The sequence below is a fragment of the Methylobacter sp. genome (assembly GCF_030680395.1).
Lineage (GTDB): Bacteria > Pseudomonadota > Gammaproteobacteria > Methylococcales > Methylomonadaceae > Methylobacter_A.
In genome coordinates this window covers 27,178-50,240 of record NZ_JAUXVR010000043.1, presented here as the reverse complement: position 1 = coordinate 50,240, position 23,063 = coordinate 27,178, and the positions used below count along the sequence as shown (strand labels likewise).

The following is a 23,063-nucleotide window of genomic DNA, read 5'->3' as shown; positions in this document are numbered from 1 at the left end:
GCGCCGATGATAGTGTGGCAGTTTGCCATGCGAAAGTAGGGAATTGCCAAGCGCTTAAATTAAAAACCCAAGCCCAAACGCTTGGGTTTTTTTTTGACCGCAATTTGGGGAAAATCACGCGCAGACGCACGGGGCTCATCGCTTGTTAAAAAGTGTGCAAAACTTTCCAGGGTCCTGGGGAAAAGAGCGTTCAACAACCCATCGGCGGGGCAACACGACAAACTTGCCTCGCATGGCGTCGGTCCGTTTAACAATGGTCAGGTTCCAGTTGAACATGTTTTTTGCCCATTCGACTAAAACGCCGCTATAACCGTATTCGTCCAACCCGACCATCTAGATTGAAAATCCCAAATCGAACATCCTTATGCTTTTTGACGAGGATAAGAGATGGCGCTAACGATCAAGTGGATCAATCATATTGAAGCCTGGCAGCATAGTGGTCTAAAACAATCTGAGTATTGTCGGCAGCAAGGTTTAAATGACAACACCTTTGGAGCCCGATTAAGTGATTATCGAAAGGCGCAAAATGGCACGTTACCGGCGTTGATTCCCGTTCAGTTAAAAGCATCGGTGACAGGGAGCATCGTCTTGAAACATGCCAAGGGCCATCAAGTCGATATGCCCACATCGACTTCTGCCTCCTGGCTGGCGGAACTGCTGCGATGCCTGGATTAATTGCCAGTCCAGCTCAGATTTGGTTAGTCGTTGCACCCGTTGACATGAGACGCGGTATCGATGGATTATCGTCACTTGTCCAACAAGTGCTGGGTGAATCGCCGTGCGCGGGATCGGCGTTCGTGTTTCGCAATCGGGCGGGCACTCGCTTGCGGCTGTTAGTGTGGGATGGCAATGGCGTTTGGTTGTGTCAGCGCCGTTTACATCAAGGTGGTTTTGTTTGGCCCAAGGTGCTGGACGCCGGTTTTGCTATCAGTCAGGCGCAATGGGATTGGCTGGTAACCGGTGTGGATTGGCAGCGATTATCGGCGGTGCCCCAAGCCCATTGGCAGGTCTAAATAGGGTGATTTTTTCATTTAAAAAACAGCGAAAAATCATAGACAAACTCAATAAAAATAAGGCGTTATGGTGAAATTCACGGTATAATTTCTCCCATGAAACCACTCGCTGAGCTTGATCATTTAGACCTTGATCCGACCGCTAAAACTCAAGTAGCGGCCTTGATTCAATCGCTCCTTGATCAAACAGAACGCGATGCCGCGCTATTGCAATCCAAAGACGCCCTCATCAAAGCCAAAGACTTCAAAATCGAAGCGTTGACGCATGAAGTGGCCTATTACCGGCGTCTACGCTTTAGCGTAAAAAGTGAAGCTCTATCGCCCTTACAGCGCGATGTGTTTGAGGAAACCTGGAATACCGATGTTTCCGCGATTGAAGCGGAACTTGAACAACTCCAAGACCATGAACCCGGCGAGACGGTTGTTAAACCTAAACGCCCACGTGCCGGTCGACAACCCTTGCCGGCGCATTTGCCGCGCATCGAACACCGTCATGAACCCGAGTCATGCGCTTGCGGGAAATGCGGCCAAGACTTGGTCAAAATCGGCGAAGACGTCACCGAACAACTGGATGTCGAGCCTGCTAAGTTTACTGTCCATCGTCACATTCGCCCTCAATATGCCTGTAAAAACTGCGAAACCATCACCGCCGCGCCGATTCCACCGGCTGTGATTGATGGCGGCATGGCCGCCGTGGGTTTGCTGACCTGGGTGATGATCAGCAAATACCAGGACCATCTGCCGCTCTATCGCCTGGAGCAGATCGCCGCCCGCGAGAATGTCATCCTGTCTCGTTCAACCTTAGCCGAATGGGTGGGACGTGTGGGCGTGGCGTTACAACCCCTGATGGATCGCCTCATTTGGCATCTGCTGCAAGGCAATACCTTGCATGCCGATGAAAGTGTGCCACGAAGGCGCACAGGGGGTGAAACTCCTCCGTGCAGCTATGCTGCACAAGAGATGAGGGTGGGTCCCTCGGAGTCGCCGTACAGGCGGAGGCTTCAAACCACCTACTGCTGCGACGTTTAAGAGGCGTTGTGGTGAGCGAGATAGGAAAAGGCCAAACTCGATTTGGTCAGGTATGGGTCGTAAAGTCGAACGCAAGTGAACCACTGATGACGTGTCGAAACGTGGAGATGATGTCAAAACTGCGGAGGTTTCGTTACCGCAGGATAAGTCCGGGAGGTGACTGTTGACGGCCCGGTCGGCATCCGGCATGGAGGTGGCGAGAGTGCGATCCGGGCTCTTGTGTAGAACGTGGGAACCGTCACTCCGATGTTAAGGGAGAAACACAAGGGGGAGTATCCTAAGTGTGAGAGTACCGATGCGGAGTACAGGGACGGAGCAACCCGTAGTAGTGTCGAAGGGACTGTAATGGTGCTGGAGCGAAGGGGTTGCCCTATCTGGCTTGGAACGATAAAACAACTGGCAACAGGAGGATTCTATTGAACCCGGCAAAATCGTTTCCTATTACCAAACATCAGGTGTGGGAAGCTTACAAACGAGTAAAAGCCAACCGGGGCGGAGCGGGGGTTGATGCACAGACACTGGGAAAGTTTGACCAGGATCTTGGTAATAATCTCTACAAGCTATGGAATCGGATGGCATCAGGAAGCTATCAGCCGCCACCGGTCAAGCGCGTCGAAATCCCCAAAGCCAATGGAGGAACCCGTCCTTTGGGTATTCCAACGGTGACGGATCGAATCGCCCAAACGGTGGTCAAGCAGGTACTGGAGCCGAAATTGGAGAAGCACTTCCATCCTGATTCCTATGGATACCGGCCCGGAAGATCAGCGCATCAGGCGTTGTCTATGACGCGGAAACGCTGTTGGACATACAATTGGGTGCTAGAGTTCGATATTAAGGGTTATTTTGATAATATCGACCATGATCTGTTAATGCGCGCGGTACGCAAGCATACCCAGGAAAAATGGGTGCTGCTGTACATTGAGCGTTGGCTGAAAACACCCGTGCAGATGGCGGATGGGACACTGCAGCCGAGAGATCGGGGAACCCCGCAAGGTGGAGTTGCCAGCCCCTTGCTGGCTAATTTGTTTCTGCACTACGCATTTGATATGTGGATGCAGAGGCACTGCCCCGAATTTCCATTTGAGCGCTATGCCGATGATGGCGTTATACATTGTCGGAGTAGAGAACAGGCGGAAAGGCTAAAACAAGTGTTGCAGGAGCGGTTTGCAGTCTGTGGACTTGAACTGCATCCTCTGAAAACCCGTGTGGTTTACTGTAAAAACTATCGGTGCAAAGAGGATTACCCGGACGTTTCGTTTGATTTTCTAGGGTTCACATTCAGGCCTCGTGGAGCGAAAAGCAAAGAAGGTGGCTTGTTCACCGGCTTTGTTCCGGCTATCAGTAATAAAGCAGCCAAAGCGATACGTCAGGAAATTCGAGGATGGGCGCTCCAGAAGAAAAGCGATAAGAGCCTGCACGATCTGGCAAGGATGTTTAATGCTGTGATACGCGGTTGGATAGCGTATTACGGGGTGTTCTATCGGTCGGCATTAAATCCGGTTTGGCGACATTTAAATCGGAAACTTGTTTTGTGGGCAGCGCGGAAGTTTAAACACTTTCGTGGACACCGACAGCGTGCAGAGAATTGGTTGCTGGGCATAGCCCGGAGTCAACCTGATTTGTTTGCACATTGGCGATTGTTTTATGGTATGAAATTGACTGGATAGGAAGAGCCGTATGAATCGAGAGGTTCACGTACGGTTCCGTGAGCACCTGAGGGGGAAGTTCCCTTGGGTGACTCGACCGCCGGTGGCGCAACTTGACCCTGGCAAGGGCAAAACCCGCAAAGCCTATCTATGGGCCTACCGTAGTAATGATCTTCAAGAAGATCAGCCGCGACTCATCGTCTTCGACTACCAACCGGGACGAAGCGGCGAGCATGCCCGCCAATTTCTGGGAAACTGGAGCGGCCATCTGCTCGTGGATGATTATGCCGGCTACAAAGCGTTGTTCGCAAACACCGGTAACCGGCAAGGCTGTATCGAGCTGGCTTGTCTCGCGCATGCGCGGCGTAAGTTCTTCGACCTGCATCAGGCCAATCAAAGCCCAATGGCGCTAGAAGCTTTGCAACGCATTGCGACATTGTATGCCATCGAAACAGAAGGCCAGACATCGAGCATCGACGCGCGTCAGCAGCTACGCGCAGAAAAAACCCTGCCACAACTTCAAGACTTTCATGACTGGCTAGTTAAAACCCGTATCGGCATTGCCAACGGCAGCGCGTCCGCCAAGGCTATGGACTATACCCTAAAGCGCTGGCCTGCCATCATCCGCTATGCTGAAACCGGGCATTTACCCATCGATAATAATCCGGTGGAAAACTGTATTCGGCCTATTGCTCTTGGAAAAAATTATGTTCAGTTCGTTATTATGCATAGTTCGCCTGTAGTCAACTGCGAAGCCGCATAACGGCGCGATTTACAGCTCCACATGACTGATTTTAACTCAGCATAATAATTTGGTGGTTTCCTGTAGCTTCTTTACTTACTACAGGAATAAAACCATGTTTACTGAAACCCATCTGGCGGATCTTACTCACCTGGATTCGCTTGTCGATAATCCGCTCAGCAGCATTGCCGCTCCCTATGTTGAAGCATTAAATGCCCAGCACTATGCAAGGTATACCATTGAGCGCTATGTCAACTGTGTAATTCATTTCGGTTGCTGGCTAAATGCCGAAGGTGTGGAATTGCAAAGCATTAATCAGGCGCTCTTTCACCACTACCTTCATGATCTGCTTTTGTTGTCTTCCAATTCTGTTAATTCCAGTGACCCCATTAAAATGGATAGAGCAGCGCTAAAGCATTTGCTCACTTTTTTGCCACAACAATATTCAATCATCACCAAGAGTCCGATAGAAGCGGAACTTGAACGATTTACTGATTACCTGCTGAATATTTGCGGTATGTCACCGCAGACCTGTGTGAACCGTTGCCAGCATGTTGGTGCGTTTCTTAGTCATCGATTTTGCTCAGAAGCGCCTGTTTTCGCGCAAATTTCTGGCGCTGATATTGATGCTTTTTTTCAACACATGGCCTTGAGATGGCGACCAGCATCACTAAAAGTCGCCGGTGCCAGTTTGCGCAGCTATTTACGCTTCTGCGCTTTACAGGGCGAGCCCACCACCGTTTTGTCAGCCTTTATTCCAAGGATTGCATCCTGGTCACCTGCAACCTTGCCCAAGGTGCTATCCGACACACAAGTCGATGCATTTCTAAAGGCATTCGATTGTACGTACGGGGTCGGTATGCGCGATTATGCCATCGCCCGTTGCTTGCTGGATATTGGGTTACGCGGTCATGAGGTGACCTATTTAAAGCTAGATTCCGTGGACTGGCGTAACGCAACGCTAACCATTAGTAGTAATAAAAGTAAACGCGTGCAGCAGTTGCCACTCCCAGTATCTACAGGGCAAGCTATTGCACAATATCTGTTTAAAGGCCGACCACTGGCATCAAGTCGAATCCTGTTTGTCAGGCATCGAGCCCCTTTTGATCAACCGTTATCTGTGCCCGCTATTCGTAATGCAATGAATCGTGCGTTTACTCGTTGCGGCCTGCGCAATCAATTTTGCAATACCCATGTTCTGCGCTCAACCACCGCGACACGTCTACAAAAGGCGGGCGCGTCCATCAAGGACATTGCAGACTTGCTGAGACATCAATGCCTTGATACTGCAAAGACCTATGCCCGTGTCGATCTTGAACGCTTACGGGCTGTGGCGTTACCTTGGCCTGGGAGTTGCTCATGAACGCCTCTAATTTTTGGCTGTTACGGGTTGAGGCGTACTTAGTTCAACGACACAGCCTTGGTTATAAACTGACTATTGATGAAACAGTTCTAAAAGGATTCGCTCGCTTTGCTGATGCCAGTGGCGATCAGCAAAGCCTGACGATGGCTCTTGCTATGCAATGGGCTCAAGATTCAAAACGAGATCGCCCCATCACCCGAGCGCGGCGCATTGAAGTTTTACGCGGTTTTGCCCGATTCTGCCAGCGACTTGATCCATCCACGGAGATTCCCCATCAGGATTATTTGGCCCGGCTCACCGACGGCTTATTCCTCATATCTATACCGAAGTCGAACTGATTGCACTCCTCAACGCAACCGATAATCTCGTATCTCGACACGGTTTACGCCCAGCCACCTGTCGCACTATTTTCGGACTACTGGCCTCAAACGGACTGCGCATTTCAGAAGCGACTTGGCTTTCTCGTGGCGATGTTGATCTTGATTCTGGAGTACTTTGTATCCATGATGTTAAGTTTCTCAAGAGTCGCTGGGCGTCACTGCATCCGAGCACCACGCATGCGCTAAATGACTATGCCCGGTTACGTGATCAGATCATACCGCATCCCATCTGCAATCGATTTTTCCTGTCCGACGAAGGTCAGCCAGTTAATCGGGCAAACATATTGAATACCTTACAGACGATTTGCCGACAACTTGGCTGGAAGCCGCGTGGCGATTATATACATCATCGCCTGCATGATCTTCGACATACCTTTATAGTGCATAGCTTGTTGCGATTTTATCAACAGGGTGTTGATGTTGACCACGCAGTGCTGGCGTTATCAACTTATGTCGGGCACGCTCGGGTCAGCGACACCTATTGGTATTTCACCGGCATTCCAGAACTGATGGCTATCGCGGCCGAACGTTTCCATCGATATGCTCAGGAGGTCAGCTATGAACTGTCTGCTGACTAATCCTGCCGAATTTGCCGCTTTGGTTCAACGCTTTTTTGCCGATCGATTGTTGCAGCAGAAGAATGCAAGTCCCAGAACTATCGCTGCTTACCATGATACCTTTCGAATGCTACTGTGTTATGCCGAACGCGAAATAGGTAAGCCACCTGCCAAGCTTGCTCTGGTCGACTTTGATGTGACCTTGATACTTAACTTCCTTACATACCTGGAATCCGAACGCCACAATTCTGTCAGAACCCGTAATGCTCGCTTAGCGACTATACGGGCTTTTGCCCACTATGTGGCTTTGCAATGCCCGGAAGCTTTGCTGTTGACCCAGCAGATTCAGGCAATTCCGATGAAGCGCTTTGAAAGGCCTATGCTGAGCTTCCTGTCGCGCGAGGAAATGCAAGCTTTGCTGGAAGCGCCCGATAAACAAACTTGGTGTGGCTGTCGGGATCATATTTTGTTAACACTGCTTTATAACACCGGCGCTCGGGTATCGGAGTTGATTGGTATCCGGGTGGCCGATGTTGAACTAACCGTATCACCTTCAGTACGCCTGCATGGTAAGGGCCGCAAACAACGGACTGTACCTCTATGGAAAGAGACTGCCGCCAAAATACGGCACTGGCTGGTGTTCGCCAATTTGAAGGCTGAACAAGCTTTAGTGCCGACTCGTCAAGGCTTACCAATGACGCGCTCAAATGTAGCCGAACGGATTGCTCTGGCAGTAAACTTGGCGGCGAACCAATGTCCACAATTGCAAGGTCGTAGCGTAACGCCGCATACCTTGAGACATACAACGGCCATGCACTTACTGCAAGCTGGCGTAGATATCACCATCATCGCTTTATGGCTGGGCCATGAAAGCCCTGTGACCACACACGGTTACATTGAGGCTGATCTATCCATGAAGGAACGGGCTCTAGCCATGATCGCACTACCGCCAGAGATTGGGCAGGTGCGCTATCACCCATCGGATGACCTTCTAAAGTTCTTGGAGGGTCTTTAAAATTATGCAAAGTCGCCAGCGTGGAAAGCCAGGCGCGCTGTCGGTTTACGATACTTACTCAGCATAATAACGGACTGAGCATAATTTTTGTTATGCAAAGCTTTGCATAACAAAAAGAACTGGCTATTTGCCGGTTCCGAGCGTGCCGGTAAACGGGCGGCTGCGATACAGACCTTGCTGGGTACGGCTAAACTCAATGGCATTAATCCAACCGATTGGTTAAGGGATACGCTCGAAAAACTGCCTACTTGGCCTAATCGACGTATTGATGAGTTGCTACCCTTGACGCCAGAATGGATTGATACGATTAAACAGAACGCTCCTGAAAAATCTACCTGGTAGCGACTGACGCATACCTATAACCGCCATCAGCCCAAATTACACTCAAGGCAGAAAACATCGCGTACAGCCGGATCATGAGCAACCGAGCGCCGCGCCGATCTTGTATACCCGCTGAATGAACACGCACCGCAAGCAGATTCCCCATCGTATCGACCGCGATATGGCGTTTTCTCCCTTTAATCTTTTTACCTGCGTCAAAACCGCGTTGCTTGCCTGGTCCCGTGGTTTTTACCGATTGTGCATCAATAATGGCCGCCGTCGGCCGCGCGTTTTTCCCGAATTGGATCCGGTAGGTTTCACGAAAGAGCGTTAATGCCTCATCCCATACTCCAGAGAGTTTCCATGTTCTAAAGTATCCGTAAACTGAACTCCAAGGTGCAAAATACGCCGGGGAGTCGCTATTTTTGCGAAAGCTTTTATGGGCATCCCTGCCCAACAAGCGGCAAAAGCTACGCGACCGCTTATGCCTGCGGCGGCCCCAGCCGTCCTGCTTCATTCGTTGGATACCCAGCAAGGGGTATCCAACATCATTCTCGCAATGACTCGACGCGATGTCGGGAAAGCCTGCATTTTCACTACGCAAAAAACGCTTCGTGAAAACACATGCACTATCGCTTCTGGGGACTACTCGACTCCTGTCTCGCAGCGTCGGTAGCATCCGCCATTGGCAGCCTGTCTTGGTGATAGTGAGAATGCCGTTAACGATTTCGCGAAATGGATAGCTTCGCGGTCTGCCCCCTTTTTTTGGGGTACGTGCAGTTTCAAGTACTGGACATAATAACTGCCATTGCTCGTCGGTTAAATTCGTCAAGTACAACCGCCAGCCCTCCTAGGCCAAAAATGTTCCAGCTTATAACCGTCGCTTAGGTTTTTAAACAGCTTCTAAGTTCTTGTGGCTGATTTTGCAGCATGTGCTGCCAAAAGGCTTCCGGCGCACCCGTAACTTCGGTTTTTTGCATTCCAACAGCAAGCGGGTGTTGGAATTGCTTTATATGCTGTTCAAGCTGAACCCGGTTAAGACCCCGATAGGGGTGGTAAAACGTCCCCCGATCAAGCGCCCTTGCTGCGGTGGCGGTGCAATACGAATTGAGCAACCGCGAATCCCCCCCCGTTGGCATTCGGGCGGTTTGCGCCATCCGGCTAACTGAAGTGGAGGCGCAATCGGTTATGTAACCGCATTCGTCATTCCGAGAGGGCTCAAAATCGGCATTTTTAAGCCGAGGGCCGTGCTTGGCTTAAAAAAGGCTGTTATTCACCTTAAATCATCACCACCCACTAAAGGCGTTACCAAAGCAACGCGTTCGGCTTGTTCTTGACTATTACGGTTATAAAATCCTCGCCGCAACCCAAAAAATCCGAAAAGATATTTTTTATAATAAAACCAGTCTTCCGACTTCCACCGAGCTTGTCCAACAACCGGTTCAGATTGTGGTTCGCTATCGCTCACATAATCTAACCTTATTCGTTAGGATGGGGTTAAAGCGATAAAGAATTGAACTGATTAAAGTTACACAGTTCATAGACTTATTAAATGGTGTTTATGCACAGATTGATTTTGTTGTAATAAATGCTGAATTCCAGCTTGAGGCAGACTCTGTGCATTGAAGCTTTATAAATATAACTTATTGATTATAAAATACAATAGTATTTTTGTATAAAAATACTACAATTTAACAAACAAGCAGGTTTTATCGAGTCTGAACGATGTTATTTATAGTTTATGCACAGAGTTATGCACAGGAATTGTGGAAAAGATTGTAGGTGCTTGATTGTTGAATTTGAATGCTGAAATTAGCAGAAAGACAAACCTAGCCATTCCGGAATTGTTGTAAAAAATATTTTCACAATAAGCTCGTGATGGCCATAACCCAAGTGATTGTACTGTCTAGTGGTCTAAAACGAACACCCGATAAGGCTGAGTTGAGTAAATTGTCCTAAAAACTTGTGCCCAAAGTCGAATTCGTCCTCAAATACTCAAGATATTTCGTGTTCATTCCTTAATGAATCAATACCAAGGTTAGCCAGTTCATCCGCCCGGTCGTTATCTTTATGGCCTGAATGGCCTTTTACCCAAAACCACTCGATATTGTGCCCTTGAATGGCGGCATCCAGCCTACGCCACAGGTCTTCATTTTTAACCGGTGTCCTGGAGGCGGTTTTCCAGCCGCGTTTTTTCCAGTTGCTAATCCATTCGGTTATACCTTGCATGACATATTTCGAATCGGTATTGATCTGTACCGAACAGGGCTTGGTCAGAATTTCCAGCGCCTGGATCGCAGCCATCAGTTCCATGCGGTTATTGGTGGTGTCCGGGTCGCCGCCGTAGATTTCCTTAACGGTTCCCTTATAACAGAGTATTGCGCCCCAGCCGCCCGGTCCAGGGTTGCCACGGCAGGCGCCATCGGTGTAAATAATGACAGAATCAGTCATGTTTATTTAGCTGTGTAGTTGGTGTGTTAAGTGGGTTTGTCAGAATTAGACGGGGATTTAACGCTCGTACCGGCGTTAATGGAATCAGGTTATAACGGCGTTTGATAGCTTTAATCGCATAGGCGGTCGATGTGAGCGAGTGCCCTCGGGTTATAGATTTCTCATGAGTCGATTTTACCGTATCCAGATTAAACTCCGACGATACGATTACTTCAAAATTTAATAACTTTAGCCAATCTAAAATTCTTGAACGGGAAATAAAGTGTCCTCCCCATGAATCGGCCATTTTTTTATCCCACAAATACTGGTATCTAACCCATAGACTCCAAGGATTAAAATTCAGTACGACCAATATTCCCTCCGGCTTCAAAACACGTTCTATTTCTCGCATAGTTTGAAATCGAAAGGCATCAAACTCCAGTAAGTGGGGCACTATAATCATATCAATACAGTTACTTTGCAAGGGCAGTCTGTATGATTTAGCCTGAATTTTTCGTGCCTTGTCGCAGCCCAGGTTTTTGGCATCGAGTACTGTGAAATTCTTGTATAAAGTGCAGTCGATAAACTCACTTTCCCAGTCTAATCCACCAATTTGCAAGATAGTTTGCTGACAACTGACAGTAATAGACCGTTGTAAATAGTCGGCTTCAAGCTGTTGTAGCAGCTTGCCTCTAGGGGTTTGATACCATGCAAATAAGAAATTACGTTTCATGTCCGAATTCTACACTATCTGACTTTGATGATTTTCAATAAAAACAAGCTATAATGATAACATCTTAATAATAAACTTCATTCTTAAAAGGCTTAGATGATGAGCGTTAACTTTAACAGATCAGTTAAATTTTTATTAGTGTTGATCTCTTTAATCGCAACAGGCTGCTCTACCACTTCAAAAGACTCTTTTAACGATAGGCCGCCTGCCAGCGCTGAAATGGATAACAGCTATATGAGACACGCTCTCCATCCGTTCGGCAAACAAAAATACGATGTATCATCAAAATACAAGAATACAGTTTGGGAGCGATTAATATCGCTATATTCATTACCCGAAATTGAAAATGAACGGATTCAACGCGAGATAAACTGGTACTTACGACACCCCGCCTATCTTGCCAGAGTTCAGCAACGTGCAGAACCTTATTTACATCTAATACTCAACGAAATTGAAGCTAAAAATATTCCCGGCGAATTGGCTTTGTTACCTATTGTTGAGAGTGCCTTTCTGCCGGAAGCATACTCAAAAAGCGATGCGTCAGGACTCTGGCAATTTATTCCGGCTACCGGTCGTCTGTACGGTCTTCAACAAAACGCATGGTACGACGGTCGCCGCGATGTTTATGCCTCAACCAAAGCGGCAACCTCTTTTCTCAAACACTTGGGCGAGACTTTTGATGGCGATTGGTATCTTGCGTTGGCCTCCTATAATTATGGCAAAGGCAATGTAAGAAAAGCTATTGAAAAGAATGAAAACCTCAGTTTGGCAACCGATTACTGGTCATTAGATCTTCCCAAGGAAACAGCAGACTATGTGCCACGGTTGCTGGCTATTGCCAAAATATTTGCCAATGCCGACAAATACAATATTGATTTACAACGCATCCCGAATAAACCTTATTGTGAACTTGTTGACGTCAAATCTCAGCTGGATTTAAACAAAGCTGCCGAGCTGGCTAATACACCGCTTAATGAGTTTTTAAAATTAAATCCCGGCTTTAACCATTCAAGCACTGCGCCGCAAGGGCCGCATCACTTATTGATTCCTGTTGCCAACGCACAATCATTTAAACAAAACCTGGCTCAGCTGCCCTATGATGAACGGGTCGATATGAAGCGTTACCATGATGAGACAATGGCGCAAATTCGGCATGACCAAACTCAGACTATCCAAAATCAGCACAAAGTTAAAGCAGGGGAAAGTCTTGCATCAATTGCTGACCGAAATAATACAACAGTCAAATCAATCCGTCAGGCCAATCATTTGGCGAGTAATGCTATCCACTCCGGTATGTTTTTAAAAATGCCGCCTCCGCAAAAATCAACTGATACCCAGCCCACCTCCAAAACAGTTAGCAATAAATCCGGAAGTGCCCAGATTTATGTCGTAAAGCGAGGGGACACATTCTGGAATATCGCGCAGAAGTTTTCAGTTAGCGTTAATGATATCGCGGGCTGGAATAAAATCACTTCAAAATCCGCATTGGTTTCAGGTCAAAAACTAACTATTAAAGCTGCCAATCAACAGGCTGTAGCTTCATCTGCCGGGATTCGTTCGATTAGTTATACCGTTAAGCAAGGCGATTCACTGGCACAAATTTCGCGTAAATTTAATGTCTCAATCGCAGACCTGCGCAAATGGAATCCACCGATAATAAGCAATTCGCTTACTCCAGGTAAAAAACTGAAAGTGATTCTTAATACTTGATGGATGGCTTTACCGTACACGGTTTGGATTGTGCTTTTTGGAAAGCTCTTAATTTGTATCAAGACATAGATATATTAACCGCGCGTCATTCCAGCGTCGGTTAGAGCACGAAGTTAATCTCTGCCGGGATGACGATGATACAATTTTCGTTCGATACCTATACCTATAGGGTACTGATAAATAAAGAAGATATTCTAAATCAACGCCCGATTAATGCAGCGCTTAAAGTATTTACCAAAGCGTCATTACCATGGGCTTTGACATAATCGATTACTACCGGAATAAATCGCTGTACCATCGCAGGCGACATGCCCTGCTGCTGAAAAGCGGAAACTACAGAAATCAAATTCCCTGCCGTTCCACCCGAAGCGCCTGCTATAGAAGACAATTGCCCCGCCAAACCACCCTGCTGCGATAGGGTAGGCGCAGCAGCCCCCAGCATTCCCTGCATACCCGGAACCGACTGTTCCAGCTGGGTAAATGAATCCGTCGACATCTTGGTTTTAGCAATCTGAAACAAAGCGCCTGCACCCCCTTGAGCCTGAGCTCCTGTCACGCCTGTCCGCTGCACCAATAACTCGGCCAGACTGCCGGGTTGCACCGTTTGGGCTGCATTAGTAGCTTGTTGGCCTTGCTGCAATGCTTGGCCTGCGTTATTCGCCTGACCATTAACGTTGCTATTGACAGCATTAAGCACATCCTTCCAATTTGCGGCATCGGCATTGTTGACCAACGCCATAGAAAAGGCCAGCGATGCACATAGCGTTAGAATTGTCTTTTGCTGCATATATTTTCCTCTCATTGAGTTAAAGCAGTGTTTAAAAACCCGATATAGTACGGGATAAAACTTATATTGAGATTAAGCCGGTAGTTTTCGAATGATGCGCCTCGCATTGCCGTAGGGTATAGGGCTTCGCGGCAGCAAACCGTCAACAACGCACAATATCAGAAAAGATCGGACATAAAAAATCCCTGCTTGGAAAAGTCCGGGCAGGGGGCGGATTCAAGGTTCCGTTCATGGCGGATTGCCTAAAGGCGAACCCACCTTGCAGCTTTTCCACATGCGGTAAGGAATACGGGAAGGTTGCGCTAACGATGCCGGAATTACATTGGCAGGTGACGGTGGAAAACGGTGGATTCCTTGTATAGCAAAAAACCATTCTTGCTATATCGACAGCGAGGTTTTGTTCCTGCCGAGGCCCTATGATTACTCCGTCAAATATTGGATGGAGCCCGGTACCAGTTTTATAAGGAGAATCAGAAGACAGCGTAACATCACCGAATAATGAAACAGGCATTTTAAGAACTTTATATGCCGGAATTAAACGCATCAAAATAAACCTCGTTATCAGCGACTGGCATGCTCAATATGCAAATAACTCTCCGATTGCATATCAATCAATCTCGAGACCGTCCGTTCAAATTCAAACGAGCCTTCGCCGTCGGTGTAAAGTTCCTGAGCCGGTACTTCGGCCGTACAAATCAGTTTCACTTTATGTTCGTATAGCGCATCTATCAGCGTTACAAAGCGCTTGGCTTCGTTGCATTTTTCTATGGTCAGTTTGGGAATGCCAGCCAGTACCACTATGTCGAACCGGTTACCGATTTCCAGATAGTCGGCAGGACCTAAGGCTTGCATGCAGAGTTCGTCAAAGGAGGTGAGGGCGACATTGCCGTGTACCGCAGACAGCATCACCTTTCTGCCTAATACCTCCAGTATGCCCGGTTTCAGCGGGGCAAAATTAGTTAATTCGTTATAGCTTTGTCGTATGAATTTTGCAGCCTGTTCATCCAGCGGATAATAATAAGTTGTCTTTAACGCGTGTAAATGACTGAGCCGGTAATCCTGTTTTGCAACCAGATCTATGACGTCGGCTTTTTGTTGCAGGAGTCGGACAAAGGGCAGGAATAGTTCCCGTTGCAAACCGTCATGATAGAGCGCATTGGGATGGCAGTTGGAAGTAATTACGACAACAATACCCAAGTCGAACAGTCTGGTGAACAGTCGCATTAGAATCATTGCGTCGGCTATATCGGAAACATGAAACTCGTCAAAGCAAAGCAACAGTTCCGATTCCCTGATATGTTTTGCCAATGCGGAAATCGCATCGGTGTTGTTCTGCCTGCGCCATTGGTGGATGAACGCGTGGACTTCGAGCATGAATGCATGGAAATGCACCCGGCGTTTTTGACTGATAGGGCAGGCATCAAAAAACAAATCCATTAACATGGACTTGCCTCGGCCTACGTTGCCGAATATATACAGGCTTTGGAAATTGGCCGGTTTGGGTAGGAATAGTTTATGCAGAGGAGATTTTTGGTTGTACTCGACATTTGTCAGCAAGTTGTCGAGTAGGGTTTGCAGGTAATGTAGGGCTGTGATTTGCGCTGGTTCGTGTTGGATGTGGCCTTGGGCGACTAAGTCGTTGTATTGCTTTTCGAGCAAGCCGGTTTCGACTTGGGATAAGTTTGAGATTGTTTGTCGGGAAGGCTTTTTTAGCATAGTTGCTTTTGCAGGCGGGATAGATCTTCTCTAGCGAGGCGAGGAGAAAGTCAAGGTAACAATGTAACTCGTCATCCCGGTATTCCCTGCCGGGATGACGTTGATACAAATTGTGCGATAGCTCAGAGTTTGAATTTAATAACCCAGAAACTTAACTTTGTAAGACTTCACCAGTCTTTTGCCGATAACTATCCATCTGATCAAAGTTCAAATAACGATAGGTGTCTTCGGTTGTTTCATTAATCTGATTCGCATAATGCATGTATTCGTCAAAACTCGGAATCTTGCCCATAATCGAACACACAGCCGCCAGTTCGGCCGATGACAGATACACATTTGCGCCATTGCCCAAACGATTGGGGAAGTTGCGCGTCGAGGTGGAAACTACGGTAGCGTTTTCAGCCACCCGCGCCTGATTACCCATGCATAATGAACAGCCCGGCATTTCAGTGCGCGCTCCGGCTTTGCCGAAGGTGCTGTAATACCCTTCCTCGGTTAATTGGGTTTGATCCATTTTGGTGGGCGGGGCAACCCACAAACGGGTCGGCAATTCGCCTTGTTGTTTTTCCAGCAATTTTCCGGCGGCGCGGAAGTGGCCGATATTGGTCATGCAGGAACCCAAAAACACTTCGTCGATTTTAGTTCCAGCCACAGCGGACAAGGTTTTCACATCATCAGGATCGTTGGGGCAGGCTAATAACGGTTCCTTGATTTCACTCATATCGATTTCGATGATTTCAAAGTATTCCGCATCGGCGTCAGGTGTAAGCAATACCGGATTAGCCAGCCATTCTTCCATGCTCTTGATGCGACGCTCTATGGTGCGCACATCGCCGTAACCTTCGGCAATCATCCATTGCAGCAGGGTGATGTTTGAATTCAAATACTCGCGAATCGGCGCTTCATTCAAGCGCACCGTGCAGCCACCGGCAGAACGTTCAGCGGATGCATCAGACAATTCAAAAGCCTGTTCGACTTTTAAATCCGGTAAGCCTTCGATTTCCAGAATGCGGCCTGAGAATACATTCTTCTTGCCCTGTTTTTCAACAGTCAGCAAACCGCGCTGTATCGCTACATAAGGAATCGCATTGACCAGATCGCGTAAGGTAATACCGGGCTGCATCTCGCCTTTAAACCGGACCAAAACCGATTCCGGCATATCCAGCGGCATCACGCCGGTTGCGGCGGCAAACGCAACTAATCCTGAACCGGCGGGAAATGAAATACCGATAGGGAAGCGGGTATGCGAGTCGCCGCCGGTGCCGACCGTATCCGGCAATAACATCCGGTTTAACCAGGAATGGATAATGCCGTCGCCGGGACGGAGCGATACGCCGCCGCGATTCATAATAAAATCCGGTAGCGTATGCTGCATGGTGACGTCAATCGGCTTCGGATACGCGGCGGTATGGCAGAACGATTGCAACACCAGATCGGCTGAAAAACCCAGGCAAGCCAAGTCTTTCAATTCGTCGCGAGTCATAGGACCGGTAGTGTCTTGAGAACCCACGGTAGTCATGTGCGGTTCGCAATAAGTATTGGGACGAACACCCGCAACGCCACAGGCCTGACCGACCATTTTTTGCGCCAGCGTAAAGCCCTTGCCGCTGTCTTTGGCATTAACCGGACGGCAAAAAACCGTGGATGCCGAAAGTCCCAGTGCCTTACGAGCACGGTCAGTCAACCCCCTGCCGATAATTAACGGAATACGGCCGCCGGCGCGCACTTCGTCCAGAATTACCTCGGTTTTCAGTTCGAATTTGCAGATCAGTTCGCCGTTGTCGTGACGCTTAACCTCGCCTGCATACGGATAAATGTCGATTACATCTCCCATCGCCATTTGGGTCACATCGCATTCAAAGGGTAGGGCGCCTGAATCTTCCATCGTGTTAAAGAATATCGGCGCGATTTTACTGCCGATGCAAACGCCGCCTTCGCGCTTGTTGGGAATGTACGGAATATCATTGCCCATGAACCATAATACCGAATTGGTCGCCGATTTGCGCGAAGACCCTGTGCCGACTACATCGCCTACATAAGCGACCGGAAAACCTTTTTGCTTGAGTTCGGCAATTTGTTGTTCGGCGTTGGTAATGCCTTCACGCGGTATTTTCAGCATAGCCTTGGCGTGTAACGGAATATCCGGCCTCGACCAGGCATCGGGTGCCGGTGACAAATCGTCGGTATTGGTTTCGCCGGTTACCTTAAATACGGTAACCGTGAGTTTTTCAGGCATTTTGGGCTTGCTGGTATACCATTCCGCTTCCGCCCAGGAATTAAGCACCTGTTTGGCGAATGGGTTGCCTGCATCGGCTTTCTCCTGCACATCGTGGAAAGCATCGAATATCAGCAAAGTATGGGAAAGCGCTTTGGCGGCAATCGGAGCCAATGCTTCGTTATCCAGCAACTCGATTAACGGCGCAATGTTATAACCGCCCAGCATAGTGCCCAGTAATTCGGTAGCGCGTGCAGCATCCAGAATCGGCGAGCTGTCCTCGCCCTTTGCGATGGCCGCCAGGAATCCTGCTTTGACATAAGCCGCTTCGTCAACACCGGCGGGAATACGGTTAGCAAACAGATCGAGTATGAATTCTTGTTCGGCAACTGCTCCATGCGTTGCTCTCGGCAATTGCTCCATGCATTGCTCTACCTCCTCCATCCGTGGAGTCGTACCTCCTGCATCCATGCAGTCGTCACCTGCGGGCGGTTGTTTAATCAGCTCAACCAAAGCGGCGACCTGTTCGGCATCAAGCGGCTTAGGGACGATGCCTTCGGCGGCACGTTCTGCTGCATGTATACGGTATTGTTCTAGCATGGGGAATTCCTGGAAGATGGTTTAAAACTGTTGTTCTTTAATCGTTCCCACGCCGGAGCGTGGGAACGATTAATTTACTTTATTTCATCGCCTCAACAATCGCATTACCCATTTCAATCGTTCCGCATTTCGATTGCGGATTAAGATCCGGTGTAACAAATGTGCCTTCATTAACCACTTTTTCAACCGCTGCTTTTATTTTAGCGGCCGCTTCGTATTCGCCGAGATGATCCAGCATCATCACGCCAGCCATGATTACCGCAGTAGGATTAGCCAGATTTTTTCCGGTGATGTCCGGCGCGCTGCCGTGCACGGCTTCAAACAATGCCGCATCGTTACCGATATTTGCGCCGGGAATCAAACCCAGTCCGCCCACCAGACCTGCGGTCAAATCGGACAATATGTCGCCGAACATGTTGGTGCAGACAATGACGTCAAACTGCGATGGATCCATCACCATGTGCATGCAGGCTGCATCAATGATTTTTTCGTCAAACTGAATGTCGGGATAACGCGCGGCTGTTTCTCTGGCGACATCCAGAAACAGTCCTTGGGTGAATTTTAAGATATTGGCTTTATGGCAAACGGTTACTTTTTTGCGATTGTTGTCCTGTGCGTATTTAAAAGCATAGTCGATCACGCGTTGCGAACCGGTTCGGGTGACTACGGCCAGACTTTCTGCGATGTCTTTTTTAGGGGTTAGATAATGCTCAAGTCCTGCATAGAGTCCTTCAGTATTTTCCCTGACGATAACAATATCAACATCGTCATAACGGGTTTTTATGCCGGCCCAGCTTTTGGCGGGACGGACGTTGGCGTACAGCTCATATTTCTGCCGCAATGCCACGTTAATGCTTCTGAAACCGTTGCCGCCGACAACTGTGGTTAACGGACCTTTAAATGCCAGGCGGGTTTTGTCTATCGATGCCATGGTTTCATCCGGCAGCGGCGTGCCGAATTGTTCAAAAGCAGCCAAACCGGCAAATGCTTCTTCCCACTGAATTTTTACGCCGGACGCGTCAATAACTTTAACTGCTTCATCCATTATCGATGGGCCAATGCCATCACCTTTTATCAACGTAACTGCGTGCATTCATTTCTCCAAGTTTAAAAAATAGATCATCTTGTGAATTATAGTGCTTTAGGCCTGTCTTTATCCAGTTGCAGTGGTTAAATGGTACAAATCGCCAACCTTTTGTTATGATGCTTTAAGTCCATAGAGACGTCGCCTAATGCGCCTACTGTTGGTACGGTCCGACGTCGCTACCTTGCGCAACATTGCTCAATATTATTTGAAGGAGTTGTTATGGCTAGTCTCACACTCAACCCACCCGCAAACGGCAGTGCCATCACGATGCAAAACGGCAAGCTGGTCGTGCCGGATAATCCGATTATTCCATTTATTGAAGGCGACGGTACCGGGCCGGATATTTGGCGCGCCACCGTTCGTGTTTTGGATGCGGCTGTAGCAAGCGCCTATTCAGGACAAAAGAAAATTCACTGGATGGAAGTATATGCAGGAGAAAAAGCCCACCGCTTGTTCGATACCTGGCTTCCCGATGAAACCGTCGATGCCTGCAAGAATTATCTGGTGTCCATAAAAGGCCCGTTAACTACACCGGTAGGCGGCGGCATCAGCTCTTTAAACGTGGCTTTGCGCCAACTGTTGGATATGTATGTGTGTTTGCGGCCGGTCAGATGGTTTCAGGGCGTACCCTCGCCGGTAAAAAATCCCGGAGCCGTCGATATGGTGATTTTCCGGGAAAATACCGAGGATATTTACGCCGGTATCGAGTTTGAACAAGGCAGCGACGATGTAAAGATTTTTCTAACCCTGTTAAAAGAGAATTTCCCCAAGCAATACGCAAAAATCCGTTTTCCGGAAACTGCGGGCATCGGCATAAAACCGGTGTCGCAGGAAGGCACAGAGCGTCTGATCCGTTCAGCTATCGAGTATGCCATCGTCAATAAGAGAAAATCCCTGACGATTGTGCATAAGGGTAATATTATGAAATTTACCGAAGGGGCATTTCGTAAATGGGCCTATAACCTGGCGGAGCGCGAATATCCCGAGCATGTCTATACCTGGGGACATTGGGAAAAAACCCGCGCCGAGTTCGGCGTAGAGGCGGCAAACAAGGTTCAGGCCGAAGCGTTGGCAAAAGGGCGTATTTTAATTAAAGACTCTATCGCCGACATTACCTTGCAGCAGGTTTTGACCCGGCCTGAAGACTTTGATGTGATCGCGACATTGAATTTGAACGGCGACTATTTATCCGATGCCTTGGCCGCGCAAGTCGGCGGCATCGGCATTGCTCCCGGCGGCAATATCAATTATCAAACCGGCACCGCTGTTTTTGAGGCTACGCATGGCACGGCGCCCAAATACGCTGATCTGGATAAAGTCAATCCCGGTTCATTGATCCTGTCCGGCGAAATGATGCTGCGCTATATGGGTTGGACAGAAGCCGCCGATGCGGTCATTAATGCGATGGATGCCGCTATTGCCGGTAAACGGGTGACGTATGATTTTGCCCGACAGATGGAAGGGGCGACAGAAGTCAAATGTAGCGAGTTTGCTGATGTATTGATTGAGAATTTGAAGTAGCGCCCAAGAGAGCGCAATGGGCTACCGGCTAGTCGCCCATTGTGCAAAATGATTGAGTTATTCTTAAGTTGATCACCCGTGTAGTTCACAACGAGTGATGATTTTTAGGTAATGATACGAATAGATGACAGTTGGCTTTGACCTTATTATTGAGAACAAGTTGATTTTCCATCAACTTGCTCTCAATGGATAAGCCCTTTTCAATATAGCTTTTAAAGCCATCAGCGACTTCTATGAAGATGCTTCATTTTGGTTAGATAAGGGAGTTGGGGTAAATCAAATGCATCTGGAGTAGACGTTATGGCGGAAAAAACGGCGCGAAAACAAGTGCGTTACGAAAGAAACGACATTAATGCCGTTTTAAACAAAACACCCGTTTTCTTTAACCGGGAACAGCCGGTAAAAATTCTTAACATTAGTAAACAAGGTATCGCCATTTGTAGTAGTCAGGCGTTAAAAAGAAACCATCGCCTTAAAATAACGCTTTGTTTTATAAAGGGCGACAGTTTTTTTCTCAATGGACAGGTTGTGCACTCGTTTAATAAACCAGGCAATTCCGGGGATGATGAGTTTGTAGAATTGTTTCTTGGGGAGTCGGCGTTACCTATCCCGTTGCCTTTTAAATACGGCATCCACTTTGAACAGCATTATCCCCAGTTCAGGGATTATCTTATCGAATCCGGCTGTAAAAACGGCTTTGAAGTCCAGCGACGGGGCTTTTATCAAAGGCAAACGCGTCTTAAATAATTTCCGGGGCTTAGTCCGTTTTACTTCTTACTGCCCAATAGCGATTTCAGGTCTGCGAATGGGTTGTGAGTGGCGACAGGTGCAGTGGTTTTGCCCGATTTTGAGCCGTCAAAGCGGGTTTCTTCGTATCTTGAATGTTCATTATCATGGCAATAAAGACACAATAACTCCCAATTACTGCCGTCGGACGGATTGTCGTCGTGGTTATGGTTTTTATGATGCACTGTCAATTCGGTCAGGTTTTTATGGTCGAATTCGCGGGCGCATCGACCGCATACCCACGGATATAACTTAAGAGCCTGACCGCGATAAGACTGTTCCCTGAGTTCCTGATTGCGCCGTGCATCGGTCACGATTTGATCCAGTTTATTTCTATCTGGCTGGTTTTTTTTGATAGTCATGTAAATATCTTCTGTAATGTGCGGAAAGGTCACGCTAAACGGTATGATTAAATTCTAACAGAAAAACACTAAAGGATAGGATCGACTTTTGTTGGTGCGAAGGCGATCGATTAGCTTTGAAAAATTAATAAGTAATGTCGTCTTAAAAAATTTATACTTAAAAGAGGTTAACAAAAGTCTAAGGTGACGTGTGGATAAACGAACATTTACAAATCGATTGGTAGTTCTCGATACCGAAACGACCGGATTAAATCCGCAGGAAGGGCACAGAATTATCGAGATTGGCTGTGTCGAATTGGTTAATCGCCGCTTAACCGGCAAGCGGTTTCATACCTATATTAATCCCGAGCGGATAATTGATGACGGCGCTATTGAGGTTCATGGTATCACCAATCAGTTTTTAGAGGATAAACCTTGTTTTGCGGATGTCGTTAAGGATTTTATTGCCTTTATTCAGGATGCCGAGTTAGTTATTCATAATGCGCCGTTTGATGTCGGCTTTATCAATTATGAATTTTCACGGTTGAATAGTCAGACGGGAACGGTCACCGATTACAGTAAAGTATTCGACACGCTGACCTATGCCAGAAAAAAACATCCCGGACAACGTAATAGCTTGGATGCGCTGTGTAAACGTTACGGGATCGATAACAGCCACAGGGATCTGCATGGCGCATTGCTGGATGCTGAAATTCTGGCCGATGTATTTTTATTGATGACTGGCGGACAATCTTCGTTGCTGGATGATGGGCAGGGAAGGTCGGAAGGAGTAACTGTGAATAGGGAGATTAAACATTTGTCTGCGGACCGTCCCGCATTAAAAATCATACGCTGTACGGAAGAAGAATTAAATGCGCATCAACAACGTCTGGAAGCTATTGAAAAAGCCGGCGGCGCTTGTCTTTGGAATCAGTAAATGTAAGCGGATTGATCAATAAACTGCGACTGACTGGCGGTACGATCCGCCACGAAGGGGATGAGTCCAAAGCTTGCTTTGGACTCATCCTGAAATGAATTACGCAGTTTGGGAGCGGGCGCCGACTGGGTAGG

General features: G+C 47.9%; 22 protein-coding genes and 2 pseudogenes. 15 read left to right on the top strand and 9 right to left on the bottom strand.

The features are described 5' to 3' along the window. Positions 1-387 precede the first annotated feature (387 nt). The 10 genes and pseudogenes from Q8L79_RS17815 to Q8L79_RS17770 all read left to right on the top strand — a co-directional run. On the top strand, positions 388-675 hold the full coding sequence (locus Q8L79_RS17815) for an IS66 family insertion sequence element accessory protein TnpB (RefSeq protein WP_305273975.1): 288 nt from the start codon (positions 388-390) through the stop codon (positions 673-675). Continuing rightward, complete coding sequence (gene tnpB / locus Q8L79_RS17810; RefSeq protein ID WP_305273973.1) at positions 663-1,013, top strand: IS66 family insertion sequence element accessory protein TnpB; 351 nt, start codon at positions 663-665, stop codon at positions 1,011-1,013. Before Q8L79_RS17815 ends, tnpB begins: the two co-directional genes overlap by 13 nt. Before the next feature lie 96 nt (positions 1,014-1,109). Then, a pseudogene (locus Q8L79_RS17805) lies at positions 1,110-1,916 on the top strand (transposase); the annotation flags it as partial. Positions 1,917-2,458: 542 nt separating this feature from the next. Next, a complete protein-coding gene (gene ltrA, locus Q8L79_RS17800) occupies positions 2,459-3,709 on the top strand; it encodes a group II intron reverse transcriptase/maturase (RefSeq protein ID WP_305273971.1) in 1,251 nt (416 codons plus the stop codon). A gap of 10 nt (positions 3,710-3,719) precedes the next feature. Next, complete coding sequence (locus tag Q8L79_RS17795) at positions 3,720-4,451, top strand: IS66 family transposase (protein ID WP_370870041.1); 732 nt, start codon at positions 3,720-3,722, stop codon at positions 4,449-4,451. A 94-nt stretch (positions 4,452-4,545) separates the two neighbouring features. Further along, a complete protein-coding gene (locus Q8L79_RS17790) occupies positions 4,546-5,793 on the top strand; it encodes a tyrosine-type recombinase/integrase (protein WP_305273970.1) in 1,248 nt (415 codons plus the stop codon). Continuing rightward, positions 5,790-6,131 carry a hypothetical protein gene (locus tag Q8L79_RS17785; RefSeq protein ID WP_305273966.1) on the top strand — a complete coding sequence of 114 codons (342 nt, stop codon included), beginning with the start codon at positions 5,790-5,792 and terminating at the stop codon, positions 6,129-6,131. Before Q8L79_RS17790 ends, Q8L79_RS17785 begins: the two co-directional genes overlap by 4 nt. Continuing rightward, a complete protein-coding gene (locus tag Q8L79_RS17780; protein ID WP_370870043.1) occupies positions 6,050-6,751 on the top strand; it encodes a tyrosine-type recombinase/integrase in 702 nt (233 codons plus the stop codon). Before Q8L79_RS17785 ends, Q8L79_RS17780 begins: the two co-directional genes overlap by 82 nt. Then, entirely contained in the window at positions 6,732-7,745 is a 1,014-nt protein-coding gene (locus tag Q8L79_RS17775; protein WP_305273965.1) for a tyrosine-type recombinase/integrase, read from the top strand. The genes Q8L79_RS17780 and Q8L79_RS17775 overlap by 20 nt, the downstream gene beginning before the upstream one ends. A 111-nt stretch (positions 7,746-7,856) precedes the next feature. Continuing rightward, a pseudogene (locus Q8L79_RS17770) lies at positions 7,857-8,087 on the top strand (transposase domain-containing protein); the annotation flags it as partial. On the opposite strand, the gene Q8L79_RS17765 reads toward Q8L79_RS17770, so the two are convergent. Continuing rightward, positions 8,077-8,898, bottom strand: a complete 822-nt coding sequence (locus Q8L79_RS17765; protein ID WP_305273963.1) for a transposase — start codon at positions 8,896-8,898, stop codon at positions 8,077-8,079. The pseudogene Q8L79_RS17770 and the gene Q8L79_RS17765 overlap by 11 nt on opposite strands. 79 nt (positions 8,899-8,977) lie before the next feature. Here Q8L79_RS17765 and Q8L79_RS17760 point away from each other — a divergent pair, with 79 nt between their 5' ends. Next, positions 8,978-9,235, top strand: coding sequence for a transposase (locus tag Q8L79_RS17760; protein ID WP_305273961.1), 258 nt, complete (start codon positions 8,978-8,980; stop codon positions 9,233-9,235). 104 nt (positions 9,236-9,339) lie between these two features. On the opposite strand, the gene Q8L79_RS17755 is transcribed toward Q8L79_RS17760, so the two are convergent. The 3 genes from Q8L79_RS17755 to Q8L79_RS17745 all read right to left on the bottom strand — a co-directional run bounded on the left by Q8L79_RS17755 (position 9,340) and on the right by Q8L79_RS17745 (position 11,229). Next, positions 9,340-9,534 (bottom strand): hypothetical protein, encoded by a 195-nt coding sequence (locus tag Q8L79_RS17755; RefSeq protein ID WP_305273959.1) that lies wholly within the window; start codon positions 9,532-9,534, stop codon positions 9,340-9,342. Positions 9,535-10,061: 527 nt separating this feature from the next. Next, entirely contained in the window at positions 10,062-10,517 is a 456-nt protein-coding gene (rnhA, locus tag Q8L79_RS17750; protein WP_305273957.1) for a ribonuclease HI, read from the bottom strand. Beyond that, complete coding sequence (locus Q8L79_RS17745; protein WP_305273955.1) at positions 10,510-11,229, bottom strand: class I SAM-dependent methyltransferase; 720 nt, start codon at positions 11,227-11,229, stop codon at positions 10,510-10,512. The genes rnhA and Q8L79_RS17745 overlap by 8 nt, the downstream gene beginning before the upstream one ends. A gap of 234 nt (positions 11,230-11,463) precedes the next feature. Between Q8L79_RS17745 and Q8L79_RS17740 the strand changes: the two genes are divergently transcribed. Next, positions 11,464-12,939: a LysM peptidoglycan-binding domain-containing protein gene (locus Q8L79_RS17740; protein ID WP_370870040.1), complete on the top strand. Its 1,476-nt coding sequence runs from the start codon at positions 11,464-11,466 to the stop codon at positions 12,937-12,939. 199 nt (positions 12,940-13,138) lie between these two features. On the opposite strand, the gene Q8L79_RS17735 is transcribed toward Q8L79_RS17740, so the two are convergent. From Q8L79_RS17735 to Q8L79_RS17720, 4 genes are all read right to left on the bottom strand, one after another. Next, positions 13,139-13,726, bottom strand: a complete 588-nt coding sequence (locus Q8L79_RS17735; protein WP_305273951.1) for a DUF2780 domain-containing protein — start codon at positions 13,724-13,726, stop codon at positions 13,139-13,141. A gap of 561 nt (positions 13,727-14,287) precedes the next feature. Beyond that, positions 14,288-15,442, bottom strand: a complete 1,155-nt coding sequence (gene zapE, locus Q8L79_RS17730; RefSeq protein ID WP_305273949.1) for a cell division protein ZapE — start codon at positions 15,440-15,442, stop codon at positions 14,288-14,290. A gap of 151 nt (positions 15,443-15,593) precedes the next feature. Continuing rightward, positions 15,594-18,257, bottom strand: coding sequence for a bifunctional aconitate hydratase 2/2-methylisocitrate dehydratase (gene acnB / locus Q8L79_RS17725; RefSeq protein WP_305273947.1), 2,664 nt, complete (start codon positions 18,255-18,257; stop codon positions 15,594-15,596). A gap of 79 nt (positions 18,258-18,336) precedes the next feature. Further along, complete coding sequence (locus Q8L79_RS17720; protein WP_305273945.1) at positions 18,337-19,350, bottom strand: isocitrate/isopropylmalate dehydrogenase family protein; 1,014 nt, start codon at positions 19,348-19,350, stop codon at positions 18,337-18,339. A gap of 213 nt (positions 19,351-19,563) precedes the next feature. On the opposite strand from Q8L79_RS17720, the gene icd reads away from it, so the two are divergent. Continuing rightward, positions 19,564-20,865 (top strand): NADP-dependent isocitrate dehydrogenase, encoded by a 1,302-nt coding sequence (gene icd, locus Q8L79_RS17715; protein ID WP_305273943.1) that lies wholly within the window; start codon positions 19,564-19,566, stop codon positions 20,863-20,865. Positions 20,866-21,165: 300 nt separating this feature from the next. Beyond that, positions 21,166-21,612, top strand: a complete 447-nt coding sequence (locus Q8L79_RS17710; protein WP_305273941.1) for a PilZ domain-containing protein — start codon at positions 21,166-21,168, stop codon at positions 21,610-21,612. Positions 21,613-21,632: 20 nt separating this feature from the next. Here Q8L79_RS17710 and Q8L79_RS17705 read toward each other — a convergent pair whose 3' ends face one another. Then, entirely contained in the window at positions 21,633-22,013 is a 381-nt protein-coding gene (locus Q8L79_RS17705) for a YajD family HNH nuclease (RefSeq protein WP_305273939.1), read from the bottom strand. A 190-nt stretch (positions 22,014-22,203) separates the two neighbouring features. On the opposite strand from Q8L79_RS17705, the gene dnaQ reads away from it, so the two are divergent. After that, entirely contained in the window at positions 22,204-22,929 is a 726-nt protein-coding gene (gene dnaQ / locus Q8L79_RS17700; RefSeq protein WP_305273937.1) for a DNA polymerase III subunit epsilon, read from the top strand. Positions 22,930-23,063 lie beyond the last annotated feature (134 nt).

Excerpts from the sequence above, each read along its gene's own strand:
- Q8L79_RS17815 (WP_305273975.1), top strand. The coding sequence starts at position 388 with ATGGCGCTAACGATCAAGTGGATCAATCATATTGAAGCCTGGCAGCAT.
- tnpB (WP_305273973.1), top strand. The coding sequence starts at position 663 with ATGCCTGGATTAATTGCCAGTCCAGCTCAGATTTGGTTAGTCGTTGCA.
- Q8L79_RS17795 (WP_370870041.1), top strand. The coding sequence starts at position 3,720 with ATGAATCGAGAGGTTCACGTACGGTTCCGTGAGCACCTGAGGGGGAAG.
- Q8L79_RS17790 (WP_305273970.1), top strand. The coding sequence starts at position 4,546 with ATGTTTACTGAAACCCATCTGGCGGATCTTACTCACCTGGATTCGCTT.
- Q8L79_RS17785 (WP_305273966.1), top strand. The coding sequence starts at position 5,790 with ATGAACGCCTCTAATTTTTGGCTGTTACGGGTTGAGGCGTACTTAGTT.
- Q8L79_RS17775 (WP_305273965.1), top strand. The coding sequence starts at position 6,732 with ATGAACTGTCTGCTGACTAATCCTGCCGAATTTGCCGCTTTGGTTCAA.
- rnhA (WP_305273957.1), bottom strand. The coding sequence starts at position 10,517 with ATGACTGATTCTGTCATTATTTACACCGATGGCGCCTGCCGTGGCAAC.
- Q8L79_RS17745 (WP_305273955.1), bottom strand. The coding sequence starts at position 11,229 with ATGAAACGTAATTTCTTATTTGCATGGTATCAAACCCCTAGAGGCAAG.
- Q8L79_RS17740 (WP_370870040.1), top strand. The coding sequence starts at position 11,464 with ATGAGACACGCTCTCCATCCGTTCGGCAAACAAAAATACGATGTATCA.
- Q8L79_RS17735 (WP_305273951.1), bottom strand. The coding sequence starts at position 13,726 with ATGCAGCAAAAGACAATTCTAACGCTATGTGCATCGCTGGCCTTTTCT.
- zapE (WP_305273949.1), bottom strand. The coding sequence starts at position 15,442 with ATGCTAAAAAAGCCTTCCCGACAAACAATCTCAAACTTATCCCAAGTC.
- acnB (WP_305273947.1), bottom strand. The coding sequence starts at position 18,257 with ATGCTAGAACAATACCGTATACATGCAGCAGAACGTGCCGCCGAAGGC.
- Q8L79_RS17720 (WP_305273945.1), bottom strand. The coding sequence starts at position 19,350 with ATGCACGCAGTTACGTTGATAAAAGGTGATGGCATTGGCCCATCGATA.
- icd (WP_305273943.1), top strand. The coding sequence starts at position 19,564 with ATGGCTAGTCTCACACTCAACCCACCCGCAAACGGCAGTGCCATCACG.
- Q8L79_RS17710 (WP_305273941.1), top strand. The coding sequence starts at position 21,166 with ATGGCGGAAAAAACGGCGCGAAAACAAGTGCGTTACGAAAGAAACGAC.
- Q8L79_RS17705 (WP_305273939.1), bottom strand. The coding sequence starts at position 22,013 with ATGACTATCAAAAAAAACCAGCCAGATAGAAATAAACTGGATCAAATC.